Below are 19671 nucleotides of genomic sequence, written 5' to 3'. Positions count from 1 at the left end.
CGTTCTCGGTGTGGCGCGGCACACCGGCCCCGGTACGCGGCGCGCTGGTGGCCCGCCTCGGCGAGCTGCTGACCGCGCACCGCGGCGAGCTGGCCACCCTGGTGACCCTCGAGGTCGGCAAGATCGCCTCCGAGGCCGCCGGCGAGGTGCAGGAGATGATCGACATCTGCCAGTTCGCGGTCAGCAGCTCGCCGAGGCGGGCCACCAGCGCGCCGCGTACCGGGGCCGGTGTGCCGCGCCACACCGAGAACGCCTGGGCCGCTTCGCTGATCGTCCGCTCGGCCCGCTCGGGTGTGGTGGGCGCGATGGTGAACAACACCTCGCCGGTGATCGGGGTGCTGGCCGGCATCCCGTGGCCGTCCGGCTCGCCGAGCGCGACATCGGCGCCCATCGCGCGCAGGGCCTCACGCGCCCGGGCGCGCAGTTGGTCAGCGGTCGGCAGATTCATCAGAGTGCCTCCTGGGAGAGCGCTTCGTAGAGGGCATACGGGTCGTAGATCTCGCGGCCGATGGCCCCGGCCAGCCAGGCGGCGTCGTAGCCGGAATCGTCGGGGGCGGCACCGTTTTCAAAGCCCGCGTCGGCATCCAGGTTCGACCGGAAGATGCCCGCCGCCGACGCGGGCAGGAAGTCCTCGTAGACGATCGGCGCCGACGGGTCGCCGCCGCGGTAATAGGCCAGCCCGTCGGCGGCCATCTCCGCGTCGGTGCCCGGGAAGTACTGCGCCCACACCGCAGCCGGGTCGGCAGCGCCCATCGCGGCGTCGTAGCGTCGCCGGCCCTTCGGCGTCAGCGCGACGCCGCGCGCCTCCACTTCGCCGAAGCGCACCCGCAGCGTCCCGGTGCTGATGCGGCCGTCGTCGCGGAAGCGGCGGGGTTCGGCCAGGGCGCGAAACGAGGTCTGGCGCAACAGCACCGCGGGGCCGTCGGTGCGGGGCGGGCCCTGGATCGCGTCGATCATGGTGATGCCGCGCCGGGTCATCCGCCGGTACAACTCGTCGATGTCGAGCACCCGCGGCGTGAGGTGGTTGATGTGGGTGGTGCCGACGCCGGCGATGTCGGCGGCCACGCCCGAGACCCGGGCGAGTTCGTCGTACCAGGACCGCTCGATCGGTTCGTCGGACAACGCGAACGCCGCCACGGCCGCCGCGACGAACCCCGGCGCCTGGTCGGCGTCGCAGCCGCCCGCGGCGGCGATGACCCGCGCTTGGGCCAGCAGCGCGGGGTCGAACAGCCGGCGCCGGGCCACGAAGGCGTCGACGCGGCGGCGCAGGTCGCCGTCGAAGTAGCGCGCGTCGCGGGTGGCCAGCATCGAGGTGAACACCCGGAAGGGGTTGCGGGACAGCTCTTCTGGGTCGACCGGCCGGAAGGCGGTCGACACCACCGGGACCGGGGACGCGGCGCGCCGCAGGTCGTAGTAGCCGACCGGCAGCATGCCGAACGCGGCGAAAAGGTCGGCGACGGCGACCAGTTCGGCCGGACCGCCCACCCGGATGGCGCCGTGCCGCTCGGCGGTGACCCGCCGCAGCGAGCCGAAGCGTTCGGCATCGGCATGGCCCGCCGCGTAATCGGCGTTGACCTGCTCGCTGACCTCGACCAGGGTGCCGTATGCCGGCACCTCGGCGGCGTACATCGCCGACAGGCCCGCGGCGAACCGCTCCCGGAGCTGCCAGGCTGCCAGCCATTTCGGGCGGGTCACGGCGGCGCGGTCCTGCGATAGTCTCCGGCCATGAGTGAGACGCTCGACGAGGTCGACCGGATTCTGGTGCGCGAGTTGGTCGCCGACGGCCGCGCGACGCTGGCGGAGCTGGCCGCCAGCGCCCGGTTGTCGGTCTCGGCGGTGCAGTCGCGGGTGCGCAGGCTCGAGGCGCGGGGGGTGATCGCGGGATACTCGGCGCGCATCGACCCGGAGGCGGTCGGGCACCTGCTGTCGGCGTTCGTGGCCATCACTCCCTTGGATCCCTCTCAACCCGATGATGCGCCCGCCCGCCTCGAACACATCGAGGAGATCGAATCGTGTCACTCGGTGGCCGGCGAGGAGAGCTACGTCCTGCTGGTGCGTGTCGAGTCCGCCCGGGCGCTGGAAGACCTGCTGCAGCGGATCCGGACCACCGCGAACGTCAGGACGCGAAGCACCATCATATTGAATACTTTTTACACCGATAGGCAACGAATACCATAAAATATACGGCGCATCCCTCATGATTCCGTAAAAATCGGCTACCATGAGCGCCATGACCGCCACCCTGGACCGCTTCACCGGCCGGCGCACCGAGCCCGAACGGGTGCACGAGGTGCTGGCGCGCAGCATTCAGGTGGATGGCTTCGACTTCGTGCTCGACCTGGCCCGCTCCGCGGGCTCCTACCTGTACGACGCCCGCGACGGGCGGCGCTACCTGGACATGTTCACCTTCTTCGCGTCGTCGGCGCTGGGCATGAACCACCCCGCGCTGGCCGGCGACGAGCAGTTTCGCGCCGAGCTGACCCAGGCCGCGCTGAACAAGCCGAGCAACTCCGACGTGTACTCGGTCGCGATGGCCGGCTTCGTGCAGACGTTCGCCCGGGTGCTGGGCGATCCGGCCCTGCCGCACCTGTTCTTCGTCGACGGCGGCGCGCTGGCGGTGGAGAACGCGCTCAAGGTGGCGTTCGACTGGAAGAGCCGGCTCAACGAAGCCCGCGGGATCGATCCCGGGCTGGGCACCCGGGTGCTGCACCTGCGCGGCGCCTTCCACGGTCGCAGCGGATACACGCTGTCGCTGACCAACACCAAGCCGGCAACGGTCGCCCGCTTCCCCAAGTTCGACTGGCCGCGCATCGATGCCCCGTTCCTCCGGCCCGGCCTGGACGGGGCGGCCATGGCGGCGCTCGAAGCCGAGTCGCTGCGCCAGGCCCGGGCGGCCTTCGAAGCACACCCGCACGACATCGCATGCTTCGTGGCCGAGCCCATCCAGGGCGAGGGCGGCGACCGTCACTTCCGGCCCGAGTTCTTCGCGGCCATGCGCGAGCTGTGCGACTCCCACGACGCCCTGCTGATCTTCGACGAGGTGCAGACCGGCTGCGGCCTGACCGGAACGCCGTGGGCCTACCAGCAATTGGGCGTGCCGCCCGACGTGGTGGCGTTCGGGAAGAAGACCCAGGTGTGCGGGATCATGGCCGGCCGCCGGGTTCACGAGGTCGCCGAAAACGTCTTCGCGGTCCCGTCGCGGCTGAACTCGACATGGGGCGGCAACCTGGCCGACATGGTGCGCGCCCGCCGCATCCTGGAGGTGATCGAGGCCGACGACCTGTTCACCCACGCCGCCGAGCACGGCGCCCACCTGCGCGACCGCCTCGACGAGCTCGCCGAGGAATTTCCCGGCGTCGTGCTCGACCCCCGGGGGCGCGGCCTGATGTGCGCGTTCAGCCTGCCCAGCGCCGCCGACCGCGACGAATTGATCCGCCTGTTGTGGCGGCGCGCGGTGATCGTGCTGCCCTCGGGCGACGACGGTGTCCGGTTCCGTCCGGCGCTGACCGTCTCGCGCGCGGAGATCGACGCCGCGATCCGCGCCATCCGCGCCGCGCTGCGGACCCTGAATTAGCGAGTTGACCTCACGCCGAGCCGGTTTACCCCGGTTTGCCGCGGGGTATTTGAACCCCTGCGCCTTCCGCTGCTACCAGCGCGCGACTGCTGCCCAGAAGCTAGCGCGGTAACCAATGCGACGCGGCGAACGAATAAAAGATAAGCGTGAGGCCCCGAAGGGGAGGTGACAACGATGCAGAAAGCGGATGCGCGATCAGGTGGTGATCGCCTGGGACAGGAGGACGGCGAGGTGCTGGCCGCCGTCCGGTTCACCGTGCTGGCCACGCTCGCTGCCGTCGGCTTCCTATTGATCGCGGCGGTGTGGGTGAGTACTTGCCCGGGGGTGAATGTGGACACCGTGGCATGCGGTCCGCCCCAGCGCACCCTGTTGGCGTTCGGCGGCCCGCTCATCGCCCTGGTCGCCGGGGTCTGGGCGTTCGTGCGCACTTATCGGGTGTGGAAGGCCGAGGGGACCTGGTGGGGTTGGCACGGCGCGGGCTGGTTCTTGCTGACGGCGATGGCGCTGATGGTCGCCATGGGTGTCGCTCCGATCGCAGGGCCGGTACTGGCTCTTTAGGTTTGTTCTCCCGCGATCTAACGTTGATGGTGCGGTGAGGAGCAGCTATGGGAGACACCTACCATGACCCCGTCGACCATCTGAGGACCACGCGACCGCTCGCCGGCGAGTCGCTGATCGACGTCTTGCACTGGCCTGGCTACCTCTTAGTCGTCGCGGGCGTGATCGGGGCTTGCGGCAGTCTGGCGGCCTTCGGCAGCGGACATCACCACGAGGGCATGACCGCGGGCGTCGTCGCGGTCATCGCCACGGTGCTGGGGCTGGCCTGGCTGGCGGTGGAGCACCGCAGGATTCGCCGGATCGCCGATCGCTGGTACACCGAACATCCCGAGGTGCACCGGCAGTGGCCGGCCAGCTAGGGCCGCCGATCCGGCACCGACTCGGCCGCCTTTTTCGCCGGTGACCTGCCCGGACGCCGCGCTGTGTGAAATATCGCATGAAAGCCGAATCGGCGGTTACGGCCGCGGACTTGTGGGTATCAGGTCTGCACCATGATGAGTGCCGGAACGGTTGCGTTTGCGTGGTCACCCCATCATGGGGGACAACATCACGAACACACCGACATAAATGCCCACTGCGACCAGGAGCAAGACGACCAGCGTGACCCCGGCGATCACCGCGACGCGCGTGTACCGGCGCGTCGCGTCTGTGTCTGTCGTGTCAGGCCCACGCACATCGGGCCGAATACCCGGCGGCGATCATGACTAACCGGCTCGAGCGCGAGGTCCACGGTGGGCTGCGAAGCAGTAGTAGTGTCAGTCAAACATTGCCGGGAGACCATATGAACGATGCTGGATTGCACGCTAACAAGCGTCCGCGCGGCCACCGCGCCGTCGAGCTCCACGTTGCTGCGCGACTGGAGAACCTCGCGATGCTGCGCACCCTGGTCGGTGCTATCGGCACCTTCGAGGACCTGGATTTCGACGCGGTGGCGGACCTGCGGCTCGCGGTCGACGAAGTGTGCACCCGGTTGATTCGTTCGGCCACTCCCGACGCGACCCTGATCGTCGTGGTCGACCCGCAAGACGACCAATTGGTGGTGGAAGCCTCCGCGGCATGTGACACCCACGACGTGGTGGCGCCCGGCAGCTTCAGTTGGCACGTGCTGACGTCGTTGGCCGACGACGTCCAGACTTTCCATGACGGTCGCGAACCCAATGAAACCGGCAGTGTTTTCGGCATCACGCTGACGGCGCGACGGGCGGCCTCCAGCAGGTGACAGCGCGAGCTGCCGGCGGTTCGGTTTCACGTCCGAACGAATACGCCGATGTTCCGGACATGTTCCGTGAGTTGGCCAACATCACGCCCGACTCCATGGAATTTCAACGTCAACGGGACAAGATCGTCGAGCGCTGCCTGCCGCTGGCCGACCACATCGCGCGCCGCTTCGAGGGTCGCGGCGAACCGCGCGACGACCTGGTCCAGGTGGCGCGCGTCGGATTGGTCAACGCCGTCGTCCGCTTCGACGTCGAGGCCGGGTCGGACTTCGTGTCCTTCGCGGTGCCGACGATCATGGGCGAGGTCCGCCGCCACTTCCGCGACAACAGCTGGTCGGTCAAGGTCCCGCGGCGGCTCAAGGAACTGCACCTGCGCCTGGGCACCGCCACCGCCGACCTGTCGCAGCGGCTGGGCCGGGCGCCGACGGCGACCGAACTCGCCGCCGAGCTCGAAATGGACCGCGAAGAGGTGGTCGAGGGCCTGGTGGCCGGAAGCTCCTACAACACGTTGTCGATCGACAGCGGCGGCGGTAGCGAGGAAGAGGAAGCCCGCGCCATCGCGGACACCCTGGGTGACGTCGACACCGGACTGGACCGCATCGAGGACCAGGAATCGCTACGACCCCTGCTCGAGGCGCTGCCCGAGCGGGAGCGAACGGTGTTGGTGCTGCGGTTCTTCGAGTCGATGACACAGACCCAGATCGCCGAGCGGGTCGGCATCTCCCAGATGCACGTGTCGCGCCTGCTGGCGAAGTCGCTAACGCGGCTCCGGGACCAGTTGCAGTAGCGCCCGGGGCTCTTCGTCTTCGTCGTCAACGCGGAGCGGCTCCAGCAGCGGCTCGGCCCGCGGCGTCGTCACCGGCAGCGTGGCGTCGGGGTCGCAGACCCGCAACAACCTCGCCACCGCCGGGCTGGGTGCCATGGCCCAGGACACCTGGGCGGCCGAGCACGCCACGTTGATCCGGTGCAGGGCGGAAAAGCCCGCCGTGCCAATGAATTTCAGGCCGCGTAGGTCGAGGATCACCCGCCGCGAACGATTGGTGCTCTGCCGCACGTAGGCGGCGAGTTGATCGGCGTTGGCCGCATCGAGCTCACCATCGACCGTGATCAGGGTGCCCGTCGGGCCCCAGCGCGCGGTGAATTGTGCTGTGCGGCTTTGTTGCCAGGATTGGGCCACAGACATTGTTGACTCCATATCCCCTGCGGGGATTTGTTATGTCGATACGTAAGCCGCGCGAAGGAAATTCGCCAGATGAAGGGAATTCCGCCTACCCACGTCACAAACGTATCCCGGGCGGCTGTGAACTCAACCTTGCCCGCAACCCTACTCGCGGTAGCCAGGGCCTACAACGTGTCTGGGAAATCTCTCAGGGAGCGTTATTTGATCTCGGCGAGCACGGTGCCCTGGGTGATGGCGGCGCCGGGCTCGACCGCAAGTCCGGTGATGACACCGTCCTTGTGCGCGGTGACCGGGTTCTCCATCTTCATCGCCTCGAGCACCACGACCAGATCGCCCGCGGCGACCTCCTGGCCCTCCTCGACCGCGACCTTGACCACGGTGCCCTGCATGGGCGCGGTCACCGCGTCGCCGGAGGCGGCCGCACCCGCGTGCGCCCCGCGCTTGCGCGGCTTGGGCTTCTTGCGGATGACTCCGGCCGGATCGGCGGCGCCGCCGTTCGACAGCGCCAGGTCGCCGGGCAGCGACACCTCGAGCCGGCGGCCGCCGACCTCCACGACCACCTTTTGGCGCGGCCGGGCGTCCTCTTCGTCGAGAGGCTCGCCGCCGGTGAACGGTTCGATGGTGTTGTTCCACTCGGTCTCGATCCAGCGGGTGTGCACCGAGAAGCTTTCGCCGTCACCGATGAACGCCGGGTCGGACACCACGGCCCGGTGGAACGGGATAACCGTGGCCAGACCCTCGACGTGGAATTCGTCCAGCGCGCGCCGCGAGCGGGCGAGCGCCTCCTCGCGGGTGGCGCCGTACACGATCAACTTGGACAGCATCGAGTCGAACTGGCCGCCGATGACCGAACCGGCCTCCACGCCCGAGTCCAGCCGCACGCCGGGTCCGGTCGGGATGTCGTAGCGGGTGACCGGGCCGGGCGCGGGCAGGAAGCCGCGTCCGGCGTCCTCGCCGTTGATCCGGAACTCGATGGCGTGCCCGCGCGGCGTCGGGTCCTCGGTGAGGTCCAGCTTCTCGCCGTTGGCGATCTTGAACTGCTGCAGCACCAGGTCGATGCCGGCGGTCTCCTCGGTGACCGGGTGCTCGACCTGCAGGCGGGTGTTGACCTCCAGGAAGGAGATCAGGCCGTCCTGGCCGACCAGGTACTCGACGGTGCCGGCGCCGTAGTAGTGCGCCTCCTTGCAGATCCGCTTCGCCGACTCGTGGATCTCCTTGCGCTGCGCGTCGGTCAGGAACGGCGCGGGAGCCTCCTCCACCAGCTTCTGGAACCGGCGCTGCAGCGAGCAGTCGCGGGTGCCGGCGACGATGACGTTGCCGTGCTGGTCGGCGATCACCTGGGCCTCCACGTGGCGCGGCTTGTCCAGGTAGCGCTCGACGAAGCACTCGCCGCGGCCGAACGCGGCGACGGCCTCGCGGGTGGCCGACTCGAACAGCTCGGGGATCTCTTCGATGGTGCGGGCCACCTTCATGCCGCGGCCGCCGCCGCCGAACGCCGCCTTGATGGCGATTGGCACGCCGTACTCCTTGGCGAAGGCCACCACCTCGTCGGCGTCCTTGACCGGGTCGGGGGTGCCGGGCACCAGCGGCGCCTGCGCGCGGGCGGCGATGTGGCGGGCGGTGACCTTGTCACCGAGGTCGCGGATGGACTGCGGGCTGGGCCCGATCCAGATCAGGTTCGCGTCCAGCACCGCCTGGGCGAAATCGGCGTTCTCGGAGAGGAACCCGTAGCCGGGGTGGACGGCGTTGGCGCCCGACTTGGCCGCCGCGTCGAGGAGCTTGCCGATGTCCAGGTAGGACTCGGCCGACGTCTGACCACCCAACGCGAACGCCTCGTCGGCCAGACGCACGTGCGGCGCGTCGGCGTCGGGCTCGGCGTACACCGCCACGCTGGACAGGCCCGCATCGCGGGCCGCGCGGATCACCCGGACAGCGATTTCGCCGCGGTTGGCGACGAGCACTTTGGAGATCCTCGAGCTGGCGTGACTAGCCACAGCGCCTCCTGTTTGGCATAACCGCAGACGTATTTCTGCGGGCTTCTCTAAGAGAATTTCTTACAACGAGTTCTCGGGAAGTCTAAGCGCCGCGCCCTTGGGCCCGACGAGGCGGCCCACCTTTTTTCAGGACGACTCGCGCAGCCTGCGCTTGATGCGGGCCAACATCGCCGACAACCCGCGCAAACGCAGCGGGCTGATCAGAGCGGCCAGGCCCAGGTCGGCGTAAAAATCCTCGGGCACCGCCAAAATCGCGGCGGCGGGCTGCTCGTCCAGACCGGTGGCCAGAATCGACGCGAACCCACGGGTGGTGGGCGATTCGGCGGGCGCGCTGAAGTGCAGCCGCACCCGGTCGGGGTCGCTGGCGTCGACATGCAAAAACAGCGGCGTCTGGCACTCGGGCACCGGCTCCATGGCCGCCTCTTGCAGGTCGGGCGGCAGCGCCGGCAGCTCGTTGGCGAATTCCAGCAGCAGCGCCAGCTTGTCCTGGCCCTCGACTTCGGCGAAGTCGGACACCACCTCGGCCAGGGGAGCGGGCATGGTCATCGCGGCGCCGCCATCAGGCCGGAACGGTGCCCGGCTCTTCACCCGCCACGATCGGCGTGCGAACGGTGTTGCCCCACTCGGTCCACGATCCGTCGTAGTTGCGCACCCCGGGCTTGCCCAGCAGATGGGTCAGCACGAACCAGGTGTGGCTGGACCGCTCGCCGATGCGGCAGTACACGACGGTCTTGTCGTCCGGCTCGATGAACCCGTACAGCTCCTCGAGTTCCTGGCGGCTGCGGAAGCGGCCGCTCTCGTCGACGGCCTTGGCCCACGGGATCGACCGCGCGGTGGGGATGTGGCCGCCGCGCAGCACGCCTTCCTCCGGGTACTCGGGCATGTGCGTGCGCTTGCCGGTGTACTCGTCCGGCGAGCGCACGTCGATCAGCGGCTGGCTGCCGAGAATGCCCAGCACGTCGTCCTTGAAGGCGCGGATGGGCCCGTCGTTGCGGGTCACGACGGGATAGCCGCTGGAGGTCTTGGTGGGGACGTCCAGCGTGGTCTCCCGGCGTTCGGCCAGCCACAGGTCGCGGCCGCCGTTGAGCAGCCGCACGTCCGGGTGGCCGAACAGCGTGAACACCCACAGCGCGTAGGCGGCCCACCAGTTGCTCTTGTCGCCGTAGATCACCACGGTGTCGTCGCGGGCGATGCCCTTGCGGTCCATCAACTCCGCGAACCGCGCGCCGTCGATGTAGTCGCGGACCCGTGGGTCGTTGAGGTCGGTGTGCCAGTCGATCTTCACCGCGCCGGGGATATGGCCAACGTCGTAGAGCAGCACGTCCTCGTCGGATTCGACGATCGCCAGGCCGGGGGTGCCTTGGTTGGCGGACAGCCAGTCGGCGGTGACCAGGCGCTCGGGGTGGGCGTAGGCCGACAATGTCGGGCTTGGATCGGGGGGTAATGCCACACTGCCGAGCCTACCGCCAGCTCCGAAACGGCCAGCAGGTCAGTGCTTGCGGACCACCCGCTCGGGCACGCCGGGATTCCAGATGGTGACATCCAGGTGGCCGTCTCGGACCTCGACCGCCGATGCCCCGGTGACATCGGCGCCGAGCAGGTCGAATCGCTGGTCGCGCAGGTCCAATCCGGTTTCGGAGAACAGCGCCTCGGCGAAGCGCCGGTGCACCGCGCCGTAGGGAACGACGCGGGCCAGCCCCCACAATTTCGCGTCCCCGTCGGTCACCTCGGTGTCGACGGTCGCGGTGTGCAGACAAAACCTCGGGTCGCGCGCCAGATCGAGGAACTTGGTGGTGGCCGGCATTCCCGGTAGCCACAACTCGTCCTCGAAGATCCGCGGCTCCATCGGGCTGATCCGGGGGAAGCCGTCGGAGCGCAGGGTGGCCAGCATGCACAGGTTGCCGCTGGCTCGATGGCGACGGGTGAAGATGCCGGCGATGCGCGGGGCTTGGGCGGTGAACTCGCTCCACGTGGTCATGGCTTGACCCTAGGGTTCGGGCCCGACATGTACTTCGGCGCCGAAGGCGGCGCGGGCCTGCGGATTTAGCGGCTCGGCGCTGCCGTCCACAGCGCGGACACCGACAGCCCGACCCGCTCCAGCAGCGACCGCAGTAGCGGCAGGCTGACGCCGATCACGTTCGAGGGGTCGCCGTCGATGCCGTCGACGAACCAGCCGCCCAGGCCGTCCAGGGTGAACCCGCCCGCCACGTGACGCGGTTCCCCGTCCGCGACGTAGGCCCGCAGGTCCGCCTCCGACGGGGTGGCGAAATGAACTGTGGTGCAACGCGATTCGACTTCGCGGTGGGTGATGGCGCCGTCGCGCAGCCGCAGCAGGCAGTGCCCGGTGTGCAGCTCGCCGGAGCGGCCGGCCATCAGGCGCCACTGGCTCGCGGCGGCCTCGGCCGTCCCGGGCTTGCCGCACAGCCGGTCGTCGATCGACAGCATCGAATCACAGCCCACCACAACGCAATCGGCCGCGACATCACCGTCCAGCCCGCCGGCCACCCGCTGGGCCTTGGCTTCGGCCAGGGCGCACACCACGTCACCGGCCGACGCGGTCGGGCCCAGCGCGGCGGCGACGGCATCCTCGTCGACGCCGGAGACCACGACCAGCGGGTCGACGCCGGCCTGGCGCAGCACCTTGAGCCGGCCGGTCGAGGCCGACGCCAGCACCAGGCGGGTCAATGCCTCATGTGGGTCATCTGCTGGAACGTGAGCCGCTGATAGTTCGTCATCGCGAACCGCAGCCGGTCGACCGGCAGGCCCCAACGGGTCCGCTCGGGCTGTTCGGGCTCCGGCGCGCCACCGGCGCAACCCAGGACCGCGACCAGGGCGGCCACCTCCTCGGCGGTGGGCTCACCCCGCAGGATCTGGATGTGCGGCTCGTGCGGTGCCGCGTGGGCTTCCGCGTCGGCCGGCACGTCGGTCTGCACGTTGTCGGTCGTCTCGCTCACAGTGGTATGTTCCCGTGCTTCTTGGGGGGCAGGTGGGAGATCTTGCGTTCCAGCAGGCGCAGCGCGGTGCCGATGTAGCCGCGGGTGTGCGACGGCGGGATCACCGCGTCGACGTAGCCACGCTCGGCGGCGACGTACGGGTTGACCAGGGTGTCCTCGTACTCCTGCTGCAGCTGCAGGCGCAGCGCGTCGACGTCCTTGCCCTCCTTGGCCGCCTCGGAAAGCTGCTTACGGTAGACGAACCCGACCGCACCCGAGGCGCCCATCACGGCGATCTGCGCCGACGGCCAGGCCAGGTTGACGTCGCAGCCCATGTCCTTGGAGCCCATCACGCAGTAGGCGCCGCCGTAGGCCTTGCGGGTGATGACGGTGATCTTGGGGACCGTGGCCTCGCCGTAGGCGAACAGCAGCTTGGCGCCGCGGCGGATGATGCCGTTGTACTCCTGGCCGGTGCCCGGCAGGAAGCCCGGGACGTCCACCAGCATGATGATCGGGATGTTGAAGCAGTCGCAGGTCCGCACGAACCGGGCGGCCTTCTCCGAGGCGTTGATGTCCAGGCACCCGGCGAACTGCGTCGGCTGGTTGGCCACGATCCCGACCGGCCGGCCTTCGACGCGGCCGAATCCGACGATGATGTTCTGCGCGTAGCCGCCCTGGACCTCCAGGAACTCGTCGTCGTCGAGGATCCGGGTGATCACCTCGTGCATGTCGTAGGGCTGGTTGGGGGAGTCCGGGATCAGCGTGTCCAGCTCGAGGTCCTCCTCGGTGAGGTTGTCCTCGATGGCGCCCGGCGGGTGCGGCTCGGCGTAGCGGGGCGCGTCGGTGGCGTTGTTGGGCGGCAGGTAGCCCAGCAGATCGCGGACCCAGTCGAAGGCGTCCTGCTCGCCGGAGGCGACGTAGTGCAGCGTGCCCGACTTGGCCATGTGGGTGTGGGCACCGCCCAGCTCCTCCATGGTGACGTCCTCGCCGGTCACGGTCTTGATGACGTCGGGGCCGGTGATGAACATCTGGCTGGTCTGGTCGACCATCACGACGAAGTCGGTCAGCGCGGGGGAATAGACGTGCCCACCCGCGGCGGCGCCCATGATCAGCGAGATCTGCGGGATGACGCCCGACGCCAGGATGTTGTTGCGGAAGATCTTGCTGTACAGGCCCAGGGAGACGACGCCCTCCTGGATCCGCGCGCCGGCGCCGTCGTTGATGCCGATCAGCGGGCGGCCGGTCTTGATCGCCAGCTCCTGGATCTTGACGATCTTCTCGCCGTACACCTCGCCGAGGCTGCCGCCGAACACCGTGGCGTCCTGGCTGAAGATGCACACGTCGCGGCCGTCGATGGTGCCGTAGCCGGTGATCACGCCGTCGCCCAGCGGCCGGTTGTTCTCCAGGCCGAAGTTCTTGCTGCGGTGCCGCGCCAGCGCGTCGAGCTCCACGAACGAGTCCTCGTCGAGCAGGGCGAGAATGCGCTCGCGGGCGGTCAGCTTGCCCTTGGCGTGCACCTTCTCGACGGCCTCTTCGCCCACCGGGTGCAGCGACTCTTCGCGGCGCTTGTGCAGCTCGGCGAGCTTGCCCGCGGTGGTGTGGATGTCGATGGTGTGTTCGGCAGCGGGTTCCGCAGTGTGGTCGGTAACGCTCGTCATGGCAGCGATGTTATCGGCAGCCCTGTCGGTCTCCCTTAAGCAGCCCTTAAGTAGTCGACGGCGATTCGCGAATATAAACAGCCGTTGAGTTTTAGTCCGCCGGGCCATAGGGTGCAGGAGTGGCTTCCGACGACTCCCGGGACGAGATGCTGTTCATGCCGTCTCAGCCGCTGCAACCGGGTGATAGGTACGGCGTGCTGAGCGGGTTCGATCCCGGCACCCGCACCCTGCCGGCCGGCTTTCGGCTCGCGCCGGCATTCCGGGAGTTGCCGGTCGACATCGTGCTGGACAAGGACGTGGCGGTCACCATGCGCGACGGCGTCACCACGTACGTCGACATCCTGCGACCGCCGGGCGACGAGAAGGTGCCGGTGATCGTGGCGTGGAGCCCGTACGGCAAGGGGGAGGGCAGCGCCCCGGCGGCGATGGGGGTGTTCGGGCTGGTCGGCCTGGCCAACGACATCGTGTCGGGGTTGCACAAGTTCGAAGGCCCCGACCCGGCTTACTGGTGTGCGCAGGGCTACGCGATCTGCAATCCGGATGTTCGCGGGGTCTCCGACTGCGACGGCGACAGCGTCCTGTGGGATCGCCAGGAGGGCCGGGACTGCTACGACCTGATCGAGTGGCTGGCCGTCCAGGACTGGTGCACCGGCAAGGTCGCGATGAGCGGCACCTCCTACCTCGCGGTCGCCCAGTGGTTCGCCGCCACCGAGCAGCCGCCGCACTTGGCGGCGATCAACCCCTGGGAAGGCGTCAGCGACGTCTACCGCGACCTGGTGATGCGCGGCGGCATGCCCGACACCGGGTTCGCCCGGCAGCTCCGGGACAACAGCTACTGGGGTAAGGGCCGCAAGGAGGACATCCTCGCCGAGGCCGAGCGCTACCCGCTGCTCAGCGACCTGTGGCGCAACAAGATCCCGCGCGTCGAGCGGGTCACCGTGCCGGCGTACGTCGTGGCCAGTTACTCCAACTCGTTGCACACGGCGGGGACGTTCCGCGCCTGGCGTCGCCTCGGGTCGTCACAGAAGTGGCTGCGCATCCACAACAGCCAGGAATGGCCGGACTACTACGACGAAACGAACAGGGAGGATCTGCGGCGGTTCTTCGACCACTTTCTGAAGGGCGCCGACAACGGCTGGGAGCAGACTGCGCGCGTGCGTTACGCGCTGCTCGACCTCGAGGGGGGCGACCAGGTCGGTGTGCCCGCGCAGCAGTTCCCCCCGCCGGGGGTCACCTACACGAAGTACTACCTGGACGGCGCGTCGCGAACGCTGCGCACCGAGATCCCTGCCGCGGCGTCGACCGCGGCCTACCCGGCTGGTTCCGCCGCACAGGCCGACCCGAATTTCGTCTCGTTTCTGGTCCGTTTCGACGGGCGGACCACGCTGGTCGGCTACCCGAAGGCGCGGCTGTGGGTGGAGGCGACCGACGCCGACGACATGGACCTGTTCGTCTTCGTCCAGAAGCTGGACCGCTACGGCACGCCGCTGCAGCAGTTCACCGTGCCCAATCAGAGCGCGCGAGTCCACGACCTCACCGAACGGGGCGCGTCGATCCTGCGGTATAAGGGCTCCGACGGCCGCTTGCGGGTGTCGATGCGCCATCGCGACGAGGCTGCGTCGACCGATGAGGTTCCCGTGCATAGCTTCGACCGGGTGCAGAAGCTGACTCCGGGCGAGGTGGTCGAGGTCGAAATCGAGCTGCTGCCAATCGGTCTCGTGTTCTACCCCGGCGAGCAGCTGCGGCTGATCATCAGCGCGCGGAACCTGTTCGGCACCTGGATGCCGGGACTGCGCGAATACGCGCCGCGCAACAGCGGGCAGCACGTCGTCCACACCGGGGGATCGCGCGGCTCGTATCTGCAGTTGCCGGTTCACCCGACGCCATGACCACCAAGCCCGTCGCCGCCGGGCGCCGCGGGCGCCGGCCGGGGGCGAACACCACCCGGCAGGCCATCCTGGACGCGGCTCGCGCCAGGTTCGCCGCCGACGGCTATGCCGCCACGACGATCAGGCGGGTCGCCGCCGACGCCGGGGTCGACGCGTCGCTGGTGATGCAGTTCTTCCGGTCGAAGGACGAGCTGTTCGGCGCGGTCATGTCGATCACGCCGGAAGCATTGGCGCGCTTGGGATCCGCGTTCGAAGGTCCCGACGAGCACCTCGGGGAGCGAGTGGTGCGCGCCTTTTTCGATGTGTGGGAGGGCGACCCGCGGGACTCGGAGCCGTTGCTGGCGATGTTGCGTGGAGCCGTGGCGGAAGGTGCGGCAAAAACCGGGGCCAACGAGCAGCTGCGCGAGTTCATCCAGGCCCGGCTGCTCGACGGCATCCGCTCGCGACCGGGCGATCCCGACGACGCGGCGCTGCGCGCCGGTCTGGCGGCGTCGATGTTGGTCGGTATCGTCGTCGGACGACGAATCGTGGGAGTGCGGATCCTCACGGAAGCGGACAGCGACGCGTTGATCGCGCGGCTGGCGCCGGCGATCCAAACCGTATTGACGGCGGCGCAGGAGTAGCGATGGTCGACTGGGCGGCCGAATGTGACGTGCTGGTCGCGGGTTCCGGCGGTGGCGGCGTGACCGGTGCCTACACCGCGGCGCGCGAGGGCCTCGACGTGCTGCTGGTCGAGGCGACGTCGAAATTCGGTGGCACCACCGCATATTCGGGTGGGGGCGGCGTGTGGTTCCCGTGCAATCCCGTGCTGCTGCGCGCGGGTACCGACGACACCATCGAGGACGCGCTCACCTATTACCGCGCGGTGGTCGGTGACCGTACGCCGCGCGATCTGCAGGAAACCTATGTGCGCGGCGGCGCCCGGCTGATCGAATACCTGGAAGCCGACCCGAACCTGAAGTTCGTGCCGCTGCCTTGGCCCGACTATTACGGCAAGGCGCCGAAGGCGCGCCTGGACGGTCAGCGCCACATCGCTGCCAAGCCGCTGGCGGTGGCCGCCGCCCCCGAGTTCCGCGAGGCGATCCGCGGGCCGCTGGACACCGACCGGCTCGGCGCCGAACCCCCGTCGGATTACTACGTCGGGGGCCGCGCCCTGATCGCGCGGTTCCTCAAGGCCATCGGCCAGTACCCGACGGCGTCGCTGCGCCGCGACGCCGCGCTGGTGGAGCTGGTGGTGACCGACGGCCGCGTCACGGGCGCCGTCGTCGAGACCGGCGGGCAGCGCCGCGCGATCCGGGCCCGCCGGGGGGTGCTGCTGGCCGCCGGGGGCTTCGAGGCCAACGAGGAGCTGCGCCGCCGGTACGGGGTGCCGGGAACGTCGCGAGACACCATGGGCGGCCCGGGAAGTCGTGGCCTGGCGCTGCAGGCCGGCATCGCGGCGGGCGCCGACACCGACCTGCTCGACCAGGCCTGGTGGTCGCCGGGCATGACCCATCCCGACGGCCGGTCCGCCTTCGCGCTGTGGTTCACCGGCGGCATCTTCGTCAACCAGGACGGCGACCGGTTCGTCAACGAGTCCCGGGCCTACGACCGGGCCGGCCGCGAGATCATCGCCCAACTGGCCGACGGGTCGATCAGGTTGCCCTACTGGATGATCTACGACGACAAGGAGGGCGAAGTGCCGCCGGTCAAGGCGGCCAACGTCTCCTTCGTCGAGACCGAGCGCTACGTCGCGGCGGGCCTGTGGCACACCGCGGACACCCTCACCGAGCTCGCCGCGAAGATCGGCGTGCCGGGCGAGCGGTTGGCGGCGACGGTCGCGCGGTTCAACGGTTTTGCCGCCGCCGGTGTCGACGAGGACTTCGGCCGCGGCGACGAGGCCTTCGACCGCGCCTTCTCGGCGGGCGCGTCGCCGCTGGTGCCCATCGACTCCCCGCCGTATCACGCCGCCGCCTTCGGCATCTCCGATCTGGGCACCAAGGGCGGTCTGCGCACCGACACCGCGGCGCGGGTGCTCGACGCGGAAGGCACGCCGATCCCCGGCCTGTACGCGGCAGGTAACACCATGGCCGCGCCCAGCGGCACGGCGTATCCCGGCGGCGGCAACCCGATCGGAACCAGCATGCTGTTCAGCCATTTGGCCGTGCTGGACATGCGCGACCGTCGGCCCTGAGTTCTAGCCTGGGTGCGGTGACGGAACGAGATCGCCTTCGAGCACCGCTGGACGAGGGCGCGTTGCGCGCCGAGTTGATCGGCACCGGGCTGGGCTGGCGCAAGCTCGAGGTCGTCGAGCAGACCGGCTCCACCAACGCCGACCTGCTGGCGCGCGCCGCGGCGGGCGACGACGTCGCCGGCGCCGTGCTGATCGCCGAGCACCAGACCGCCGGGCGCGGCCGGCACGGCCGCGGTTGGTCGGCCACGCCGCGGGCCCAGATCACCATGTCGGTCGGGGTCAGCGTGGTCGACGTCCCGACCACCGGATGGGGCTGGCTGCCGCTGGCCACCGGGGTGGCGGTGGTCGACACCGTGACGCCGCTGCTGGCGGGCACCGGGGCGCAGGCCGGTCTCAAGTGGCCCAACGATGTGCTGGCCGGCCCGCCGGATTCGCCGGGCAAGCTGGCCGGAATTCTGGCCGAGGTGGCCAAGCCCGTCGTGGTAATCGGCTTGGGGCTCAACGTGACTCAGTCCGCCGAGGAGATCGACGGGCCCGGCGCCCCCATGCTCAGGTCGCTGCTGGACCTGGGGGTCGCCGCGCCCGACCGCACCGGGCTGGTGTCGGCCCTGCTGCGCGAACTGGGGCGGCGGATCGTGGGCTGGCGCGCCGCGCGGGGGGCCGACTGGGCCCTGGCCGCCGATTACCGGGCGCGCAGCCTGACCCTCGGCAACCGGGTGCGCGCGCACCTGCCCGGCGGCAAACAGGTCGACGGGACCGCCACCGCCATCGACGACCAGGGCCGGCTGTGCCTGGAAAGCGGCGGGCAGACCGTCGTCGTCGCGGCCGGTGACGTGGTGCATTTGCGCTAATGGCGATCGCAAGCGCGGCGCAGCCGGGCGCGGCGGGTCGCCATCATTTGCGCTAATGGCGATCGCAAGCGCGGCGCAGCCGGGCGCGGCGGGTCGCCATCATTTGCGCTAGTGGCGCGCGGATCGGCGCGGCGCGCAGCTAATGTCTGCGGGCATGGGCTACCCGGATAACGTTCTGGCCGCCGGCGAACACGTCATCGTGCACCGCCACCCGCACTGGAAGCGGCTGATCTGGCCGGTGCTGGTGCTCATCGGGGTGACCGGACTGGCCGCGTTCGGCTCGGGGTACCTCAACTCGACGCACTTCGAGCAGCTCGCCAAGAACATCATCTACGGCGTCATCTGGGGCGTCTGGTTGGTGATCGTGGGCTGGCTGACGCTGTGGCCGTTTCTGAGTTGGCTGACCACCCACTTCGTGGTGACCAACCGGCGGGTGATGTTTCGGCACGGGGTGGCCACCCGCACCGGGATCGACATCCCGCTGGCGCGGATCAACAGCGTAGAATTCCGCGACCGCATCACCGAGCGGATGTTCCGCACCGGGACGCTGATCATCGAATCGGCGTCACAAGATCCGTTGGAGTTCTACGACATTCCGCGGCTGCGCGAGGTACACGCGCTGCTGTATCACGAAGTCTTCGACACCCTGGGTTCCGAGGAATCGCCCAGCTGACCGAGCCGGCCTGCCCGGTTGCGCCAGGCGCGCAGCAGCGTGACGTTGTCCTTTTCGATCTCGTCCTCGAAGATCTCGGCGATGCCGCCGGCGGTCAGCGCGGATTCCAGCGCCTTCTCCGGGTCGCGCGCGAACTGGTCGGGGAACACCCAGCGCCTGAACGCCCAGAACCGGAACGCCATCTGCAGCAGGTTGCCGATGATGTAGGCCGAGATGAAGTCGGCGACGTTTTCCACCGCCAGCGACACCATGGGCTCGCGTAGCTGCAACACGTAGCTGGAGAACCACAGCGGCGCCATGGACAGCAGCACCCCCACGCCGCTGAACGCGAAGAACAGCAGCGCCTCGTGGTGGCGCTCGCGGCCGCCGCGGTTGCGGAAGCTCCATTCCCGGTTCAGCACGTAGGACGCGATCACCGCGACAATGCCGGCGATCACCTTTGCGGTCACCGGTTTGGGCTCCAGAATTGTCAGCTTCAGCGTGTAGAAAATCGCCGAGTCGATGACAAATGTGGTTCCGCCGACGATGGCGAATTTGATCAGTTCGTGGTGGCGTAGCAAATAGGGCTGCATAACCCTAGGCAGACGCGAAATCGTGGCTTCGGCGAAGGACACAACACGTCAGTGTACGGACGGACACAAATTCGACGCAAAATTGTACGTAACAATTCGGTGTCGGCCCCGGTCAACACGCCTTTAGCATCGGGAGTTTCGCCGTGACACCATGATGGCCGTGCCGAGTACACGCCCGCCGGGCGCCGCCCCCTCCGCAGCCTCCCGAGCCGCACCCCGCGTCCGTCGTAGCCGCCGCGGACCGCTTTGACGACCACCGGGCCGGCGATGCGCCGCGCGAAGGCGTCCAGTTCGTCGACGCTGCCGATCTCGGCGTAACGCGGCACCGGGACGCCGAGGGCCTCGAGGCGACGGCGCATGACGAGCTTGTCCTGGGCGTGCATCAGGGCCTGCGGCGGC

21 protein-coding genes and 3 pseudogenes are annotated in these 19671 nt (G+C 69.2%); 12 read left to right on the top strand and 12 right to left on the bottom strand.

Annotated features, from left to right (window positions below; translation table 11 throughout):
* Nucleotides 1-8 precede the first annotated feature (8 nt).
* Nucleotides 9-149: pseudogene (locus A5659_RS26645) on the top strand (aldehyde dehydrogenase family protein); the annotation flags it as partial.
* Nucleotides 150-172: 23 nt separating this feature from the next.
* On the opposite strand, the pseudogene A5659_RS26640 reads toward A5659_RS26645, so the two are convergent.
* Both A5659_RS26640 and A5659_RS02330 read right to left on the bottom strand, forming a co-directional pair.
* Nucleotides 173-448: pseudogene (locus tag A5659_RS26640) on the bottom strand (aldehyde dehydrogenase family protein); the annotation flags it as partial.
* Nucleotides 448-1695 carry a VOC family protein gene (locus A5659_RS02330; RefSeq protein WP_067179105.1) on the bottom strand — a complete coding sequence of 416 codons (1248 nt, stop codon included), beginning with the start codon at nt 1693-1695 and terminating at the stop codon, nt 448-450. The pseudogene A5659_RS26640 and the gene A5659_RS02330, both read right to left, overlap by 1 nt.
* 30 nt (nt 1696-1725) lie before the next feature.
* Between A5659_RS02330 and A5659_RS02325 the strand changes: the two genes are divergently transcribed.
* From A5659_RS02325 to A5659_RS02300, 6 genes are all read left to right on the top strand, one after another.
* The gene (locus A5659_RS02325) at nt 1726-2178 is read left to right on the top strand and encodes an Lrp/AsnC family transcriptional regulator (protein WP_066868553.1); all 453 of its coding nucleotides are present in this window, start codon (nt 1726-1728) and stop codon (nt 2176-2178) included.
* A 52-nt stretch (nt 2179-2230) separates the two neighbouring features.
* Nucleotides 2231-3574, top strand: coding sequence for an L-lysine 6-transaminase (lat, locus tag A5659_RS02320; RefSeq protein ID WP_066868589.1), 1344 nt, complete (start codon nt 2231-2233; stop codon nt 3572-3574).
* 174 nt (nt 3575-3748) lie between these two features.
* A complete protein-coding gene (locus A5659_RS02315) occupies nt 3749-4132 on the top strand; it encodes a hypothetical protein (protein WP_066868551.1) in 384 nt (127 codons plus the stop codon).
* Nucleotides 4133-4179: 47 nt separating this feature from the next.
* Complete coding sequence (gene usfY, locus A5659_RS02310; protein WP_066868549.1) at nt 4180-4491, top strand: protein UsfY; 312 nt, start codon at nt 4180-4182, stop codon at nt 4489-4491.
* 422 nt (nt 4492-4913) lie between these two features.
* Entirely contained in the window at nt 4914-5351 is a 438-nt protein-coding gene (locus A5659_RS02305; RefSeq protein ID WP_007773234.1) for an ATP-binding protein, read from the top strand.
* The gene (locus A5659_RS02300) at nt 5348-6136 is read left to right on the top strand and encodes an RNA polymerase sigma factor SigF (RefSeq protein ID WP_066868547.1); all 789 of its coding nucleotides are present in this window, start codon (nt 5348-5350) and stop codon (nt 6134-6136) included. The genes A5659_RS02305 and A5659_RS02300 overlap by 4 nt, the downstream gene beginning before the upstream one ends.
* On the opposite strand, the gene A5659_RS02295 is transcribed toward A5659_RS02300, so the two are convergent.
* The 8 genes from A5659_RS02295 to A5659_RS02260 form a co-directional block, all read right to left on the bottom strand.
* Nucleotides 6107-6544: an STAS domain-containing protein gene (locus tag A5659_RS02295; protein ID WP_066868545.1), complete on the bottom strand. Its 438-nt coding sequence runs from the start codon at nt 6542-6544 to the stop codon at nt 6107-6109. The genes A5659_RS02300 and A5659_RS02295 overlap by 30 nt on opposite strands.
* 182 nt (nt 6545-6726) lie before the next feature.
* Nucleotides 6727-8523: an acetyl/propionyl/methylcrotonyl-CoA carboxylase subunit alpha gene (locus A5659_RS02290; protein WP_066868542.1), complete on the bottom strand. Its 1797-nt coding sequence runs from the start codon at nt 8521-8523 to the stop codon at nt 6727-6729.
* 126 nt (nt 8524-8649) lie between these two features.
* Nucleotides 8650-9069 (bottom strand): SufE family protein, encoded by a 420-nt coding sequence (locus A5659_RS02285; RefSeq protein ID WP_066880546.1) that lies wholly within the window; start codon nt 9067-9069, stop codon nt 8650-8652.
* Nucleotides 9070-9082: 13 nt separating this feature from the next.
* Nucleotides 9083-9973 carry a sulfurtransferase gene (locus tag A5659_RS02280; protein WP_067179103.1) on the bottom strand — a complete coding sequence of 297 codons (891 nt, stop codon included), beginning with the start codon at nt 9971-9973 and terminating at the stop codon, nt 9083-9085.
* A 39-nt stretch (nt 9974-10012) separates the two neighbouring features.
* Nucleotides 10013-10501 carry a pyridoxamine 5'-phosphate oxidase family protein gene (locus tag A5659_RS02275; RefSeq protein ID WP_066868537.1) on the bottom strand — a complete coding sequence of 163 codons (489 nt, stop codon included), beginning with the start codon at nt 10499-10501 and terminating at the stop codon, nt 10013-10015.
* A gap of 65 nt (nt 10502-10566) precedes the next feature.
* Nucleotides 10567-11208 carry a nucleoside triphosphate pyrophosphatase gene (locus A5659_RS02270; protein ID WP_067179101.1) on the bottom strand — a complete coding sequence of 214 codons (642 nt, stop codon included), beginning with the start codon at nt 11206-11208 and terminating at the stop codon, nt 10567-10569.
* Nucleotides 11205-11477 carry an acyl-CoA carboxylase subunit epsilon gene (locus A5659_RS02265; protein ID WP_369806899.1) on the bottom strand — a complete coding sequence of 91 codons (273 nt, stop codon included), beginning with the start codon at nt 11475-11477 and terminating at the stop codon, nt 11205-11207. The genes A5659_RS02270 and A5659_RS02265 overlap by 4 nt, the downstream gene beginning before the upstream one ends.
* Complete coding sequence (locus A5659_RS02260; protein ID WP_066868533.1) at nt 11474-13114, bottom strand: acyl-CoA carboxylase subunit beta; 1641 nt, start codon at nt 13112-13114, stop codon at nt 11474-11476. The genes A5659_RS02265 and A5659_RS02260 overlap by 4 nt, the downstream gene beginning before the upstream one ends.
* Nucleotides 13115-13233: 119 nt before the next feature.
* On the opposite strand from A5659_RS02260, the gene A5659_RS02255 reads away from it, so the two are divergent.
* The 5 genes from A5659_RS02255 to A5659_RS02235 all read left to right on the top strand — a co-directional run bounded on the left by A5659_RS02255 (nt 13234) and on the right by A5659_RS02235 (nt 18700).
* Nucleotides 13234-15003, top strand: a complete 1770-nt coding sequence (locus A5659_RS02255; protein ID WP_197497886.1) for a CocE/NonD family hydrolase — start codon at nt 13234-13236, stop codon at nt 15001-15003.
* On the top strand, nt 15000-15626 hold the full coding sequence (locus A5659_RS02250) for a TetR/AcrR family transcriptional regulator (protein ID WP_067179099.1): 627 nt from the start codon (nt 15000-15002) through the stop codon (nt 15624-15626). The genes A5659_RS02255 and A5659_RS02250 overlap by 4 nt, the downstream gene beginning before the upstream one ends.
* A 2-nt stretch (nt 15627-15628) precedes the next feature.
* On the top strand, nt 15629-17176 hold the full coding sequence (locus tag A5659_RS02245) for an FAD-binding protein (protein WP_067179096.1): 1548 nt from the start codon (nt 15629-15631) through the stop codon (nt 17174-17176).
* A gap of 17 nt (nt 17177-17193) precedes the next feature.
* The gene (locus A5659_RS02240) at nt 17194-18027 is read left to right on the top strand and encodes a biotin--[acetyl-CoA-carboxylase] ligase (protein ID WP_066868527.1); all 834 of its coding nucleotides are present in this window, start codon (nt 17194-17196) and stop codon (nt 18025-18027) included.
* 154 nt (nt 18028-18181) lie between these two features.
* Complete coding sequence (locus A5659_RS02235; RefSeq protein ID WP_066880556.1) at nt 18182-18700, top strand: PH domain-containing protein; 519 nt, start codon at nt 18182-18184, stop codon at nt 18698-18700.
* On the opposite strand, the gene A5659_RS02230 is transcribed toward A5659_RS02235, so the two are convergent.
* Complete coding sequence (locus A5659_RS02230; protein WP_066868524.1) at nt 18655-19314, bottom strand: GtrA family protein; 660 nt, start codon at nt 19312-19314, stop codon at nt 18655-18657. The genes A5659_RS02235 and A5659_RS02230 overlap by 46 nt on opposite strands.
* 158 nt (nt 19315-19472) lie before the next feature.
* Nucleotides 19473-19671: pseudogene (locus tag A5659_RS26635) on the bottom strand (ATP-grasp domain-containing protein); the annotation flags it as partial.

Origin of the sequence: Mycobacterium sp. 1165196.3, assembly GCF_001673415.1 — a bacterium.
In the GTDB taxonomy this organism is placed as follows: domain Bacteria; phylum Actinomycetota; class Actinomycetes; order Mycobacteriales; family Mycobacteriaceae; genus Mycobacterium; species Mycobacterium europaeum_A.
This window is presented reverse-complemented; position numbering and strand designations above follow the sequence as displayed.

Bases quoted from the DNA above. Each gene is read 5' to 3' on its own strand.
- A5659_RS02325 (WP_066868553.1), top strand. From the start codon at position 1,726: ATGAGTGAGACGCTCGACGAGGTCGACCGGATTCTGGTGCGCGAGTTG.
- lat (WP_066868589.1), top strand. From the start codon at position 2,231: ATGACCGCCACCCTGGACCGCTTCACCGGCCGGCGCACCGAGCCCGAA.
- A5659_RS02315 (WP_066868551.1), top strand. From the start codon at position 3,749: ATGCAGAAAGCGGATGCGCGATCAGGTGGTGATCGCCTGGGACAGGAG.
- usfY (WP_066868549.1), top strand. From the start codon at position 4,180: ATGGGAGACACCTACCATGACCCCGTCGACCATCTGAGGACCACGCGA.
- A5659_RS02305 (WP_007773234.1), top strand. From the start codon at position 4,914: ATGAACGATGCTGGATTGCACGCTAACAAGCGTCCGCGCGGCCACCGC.
- A5659_RS02295 (WP_066868545.1), bottom strand. From the start codon at position 6,544: ATGGAGTCAACAATGTCTGTGGCCCAATCCTGGCAACAAAGCCGCACA.
- A5659_RS02285 (WP_066880546.1), bottom strand. From the start codon at position 9,069: ATGACCATGCCCGCTCCCCTGGCCGAGGTGGTGTCCGACTTCGCCGAA.
- A5659_RS02275 (WP_066868537.1), bottom strand. From the start codon at position 10,501: ATGACCACGTGGAGCGAGTTCACCGCCCAAGCCCCGCGCATCGCCGGC.
- A5659_RS02260 (WP_066868533.1), bottom strand. From the start codon at position 13,114: ATGACGAGCGTTACCGACCACACTGCGGAACCCGCTGCCGAACACACC.
- A5659_RS02250 (WP_067179099.1), top strand. From the start codon at position 15,000: ATGACCACCAAGCCCGTCGCCGCCGGGCGCCGCGGGCGCCGGCCGGGG.
- A5659_RS02245 (WP_067179096.1), top strand. From the start codon at position 15,629: ATGGTCGACTGGGCGGCCGAATGTGACGTGCTGGTCGCGGGTTCCGGC.
- A5659_RS02235 (WP_066880556.1), top strand. From the start codon at position 18,182: ATGGGCTACCCGGATAACGTTCTGGCCGCCGGCGAACACGTCATCGTG.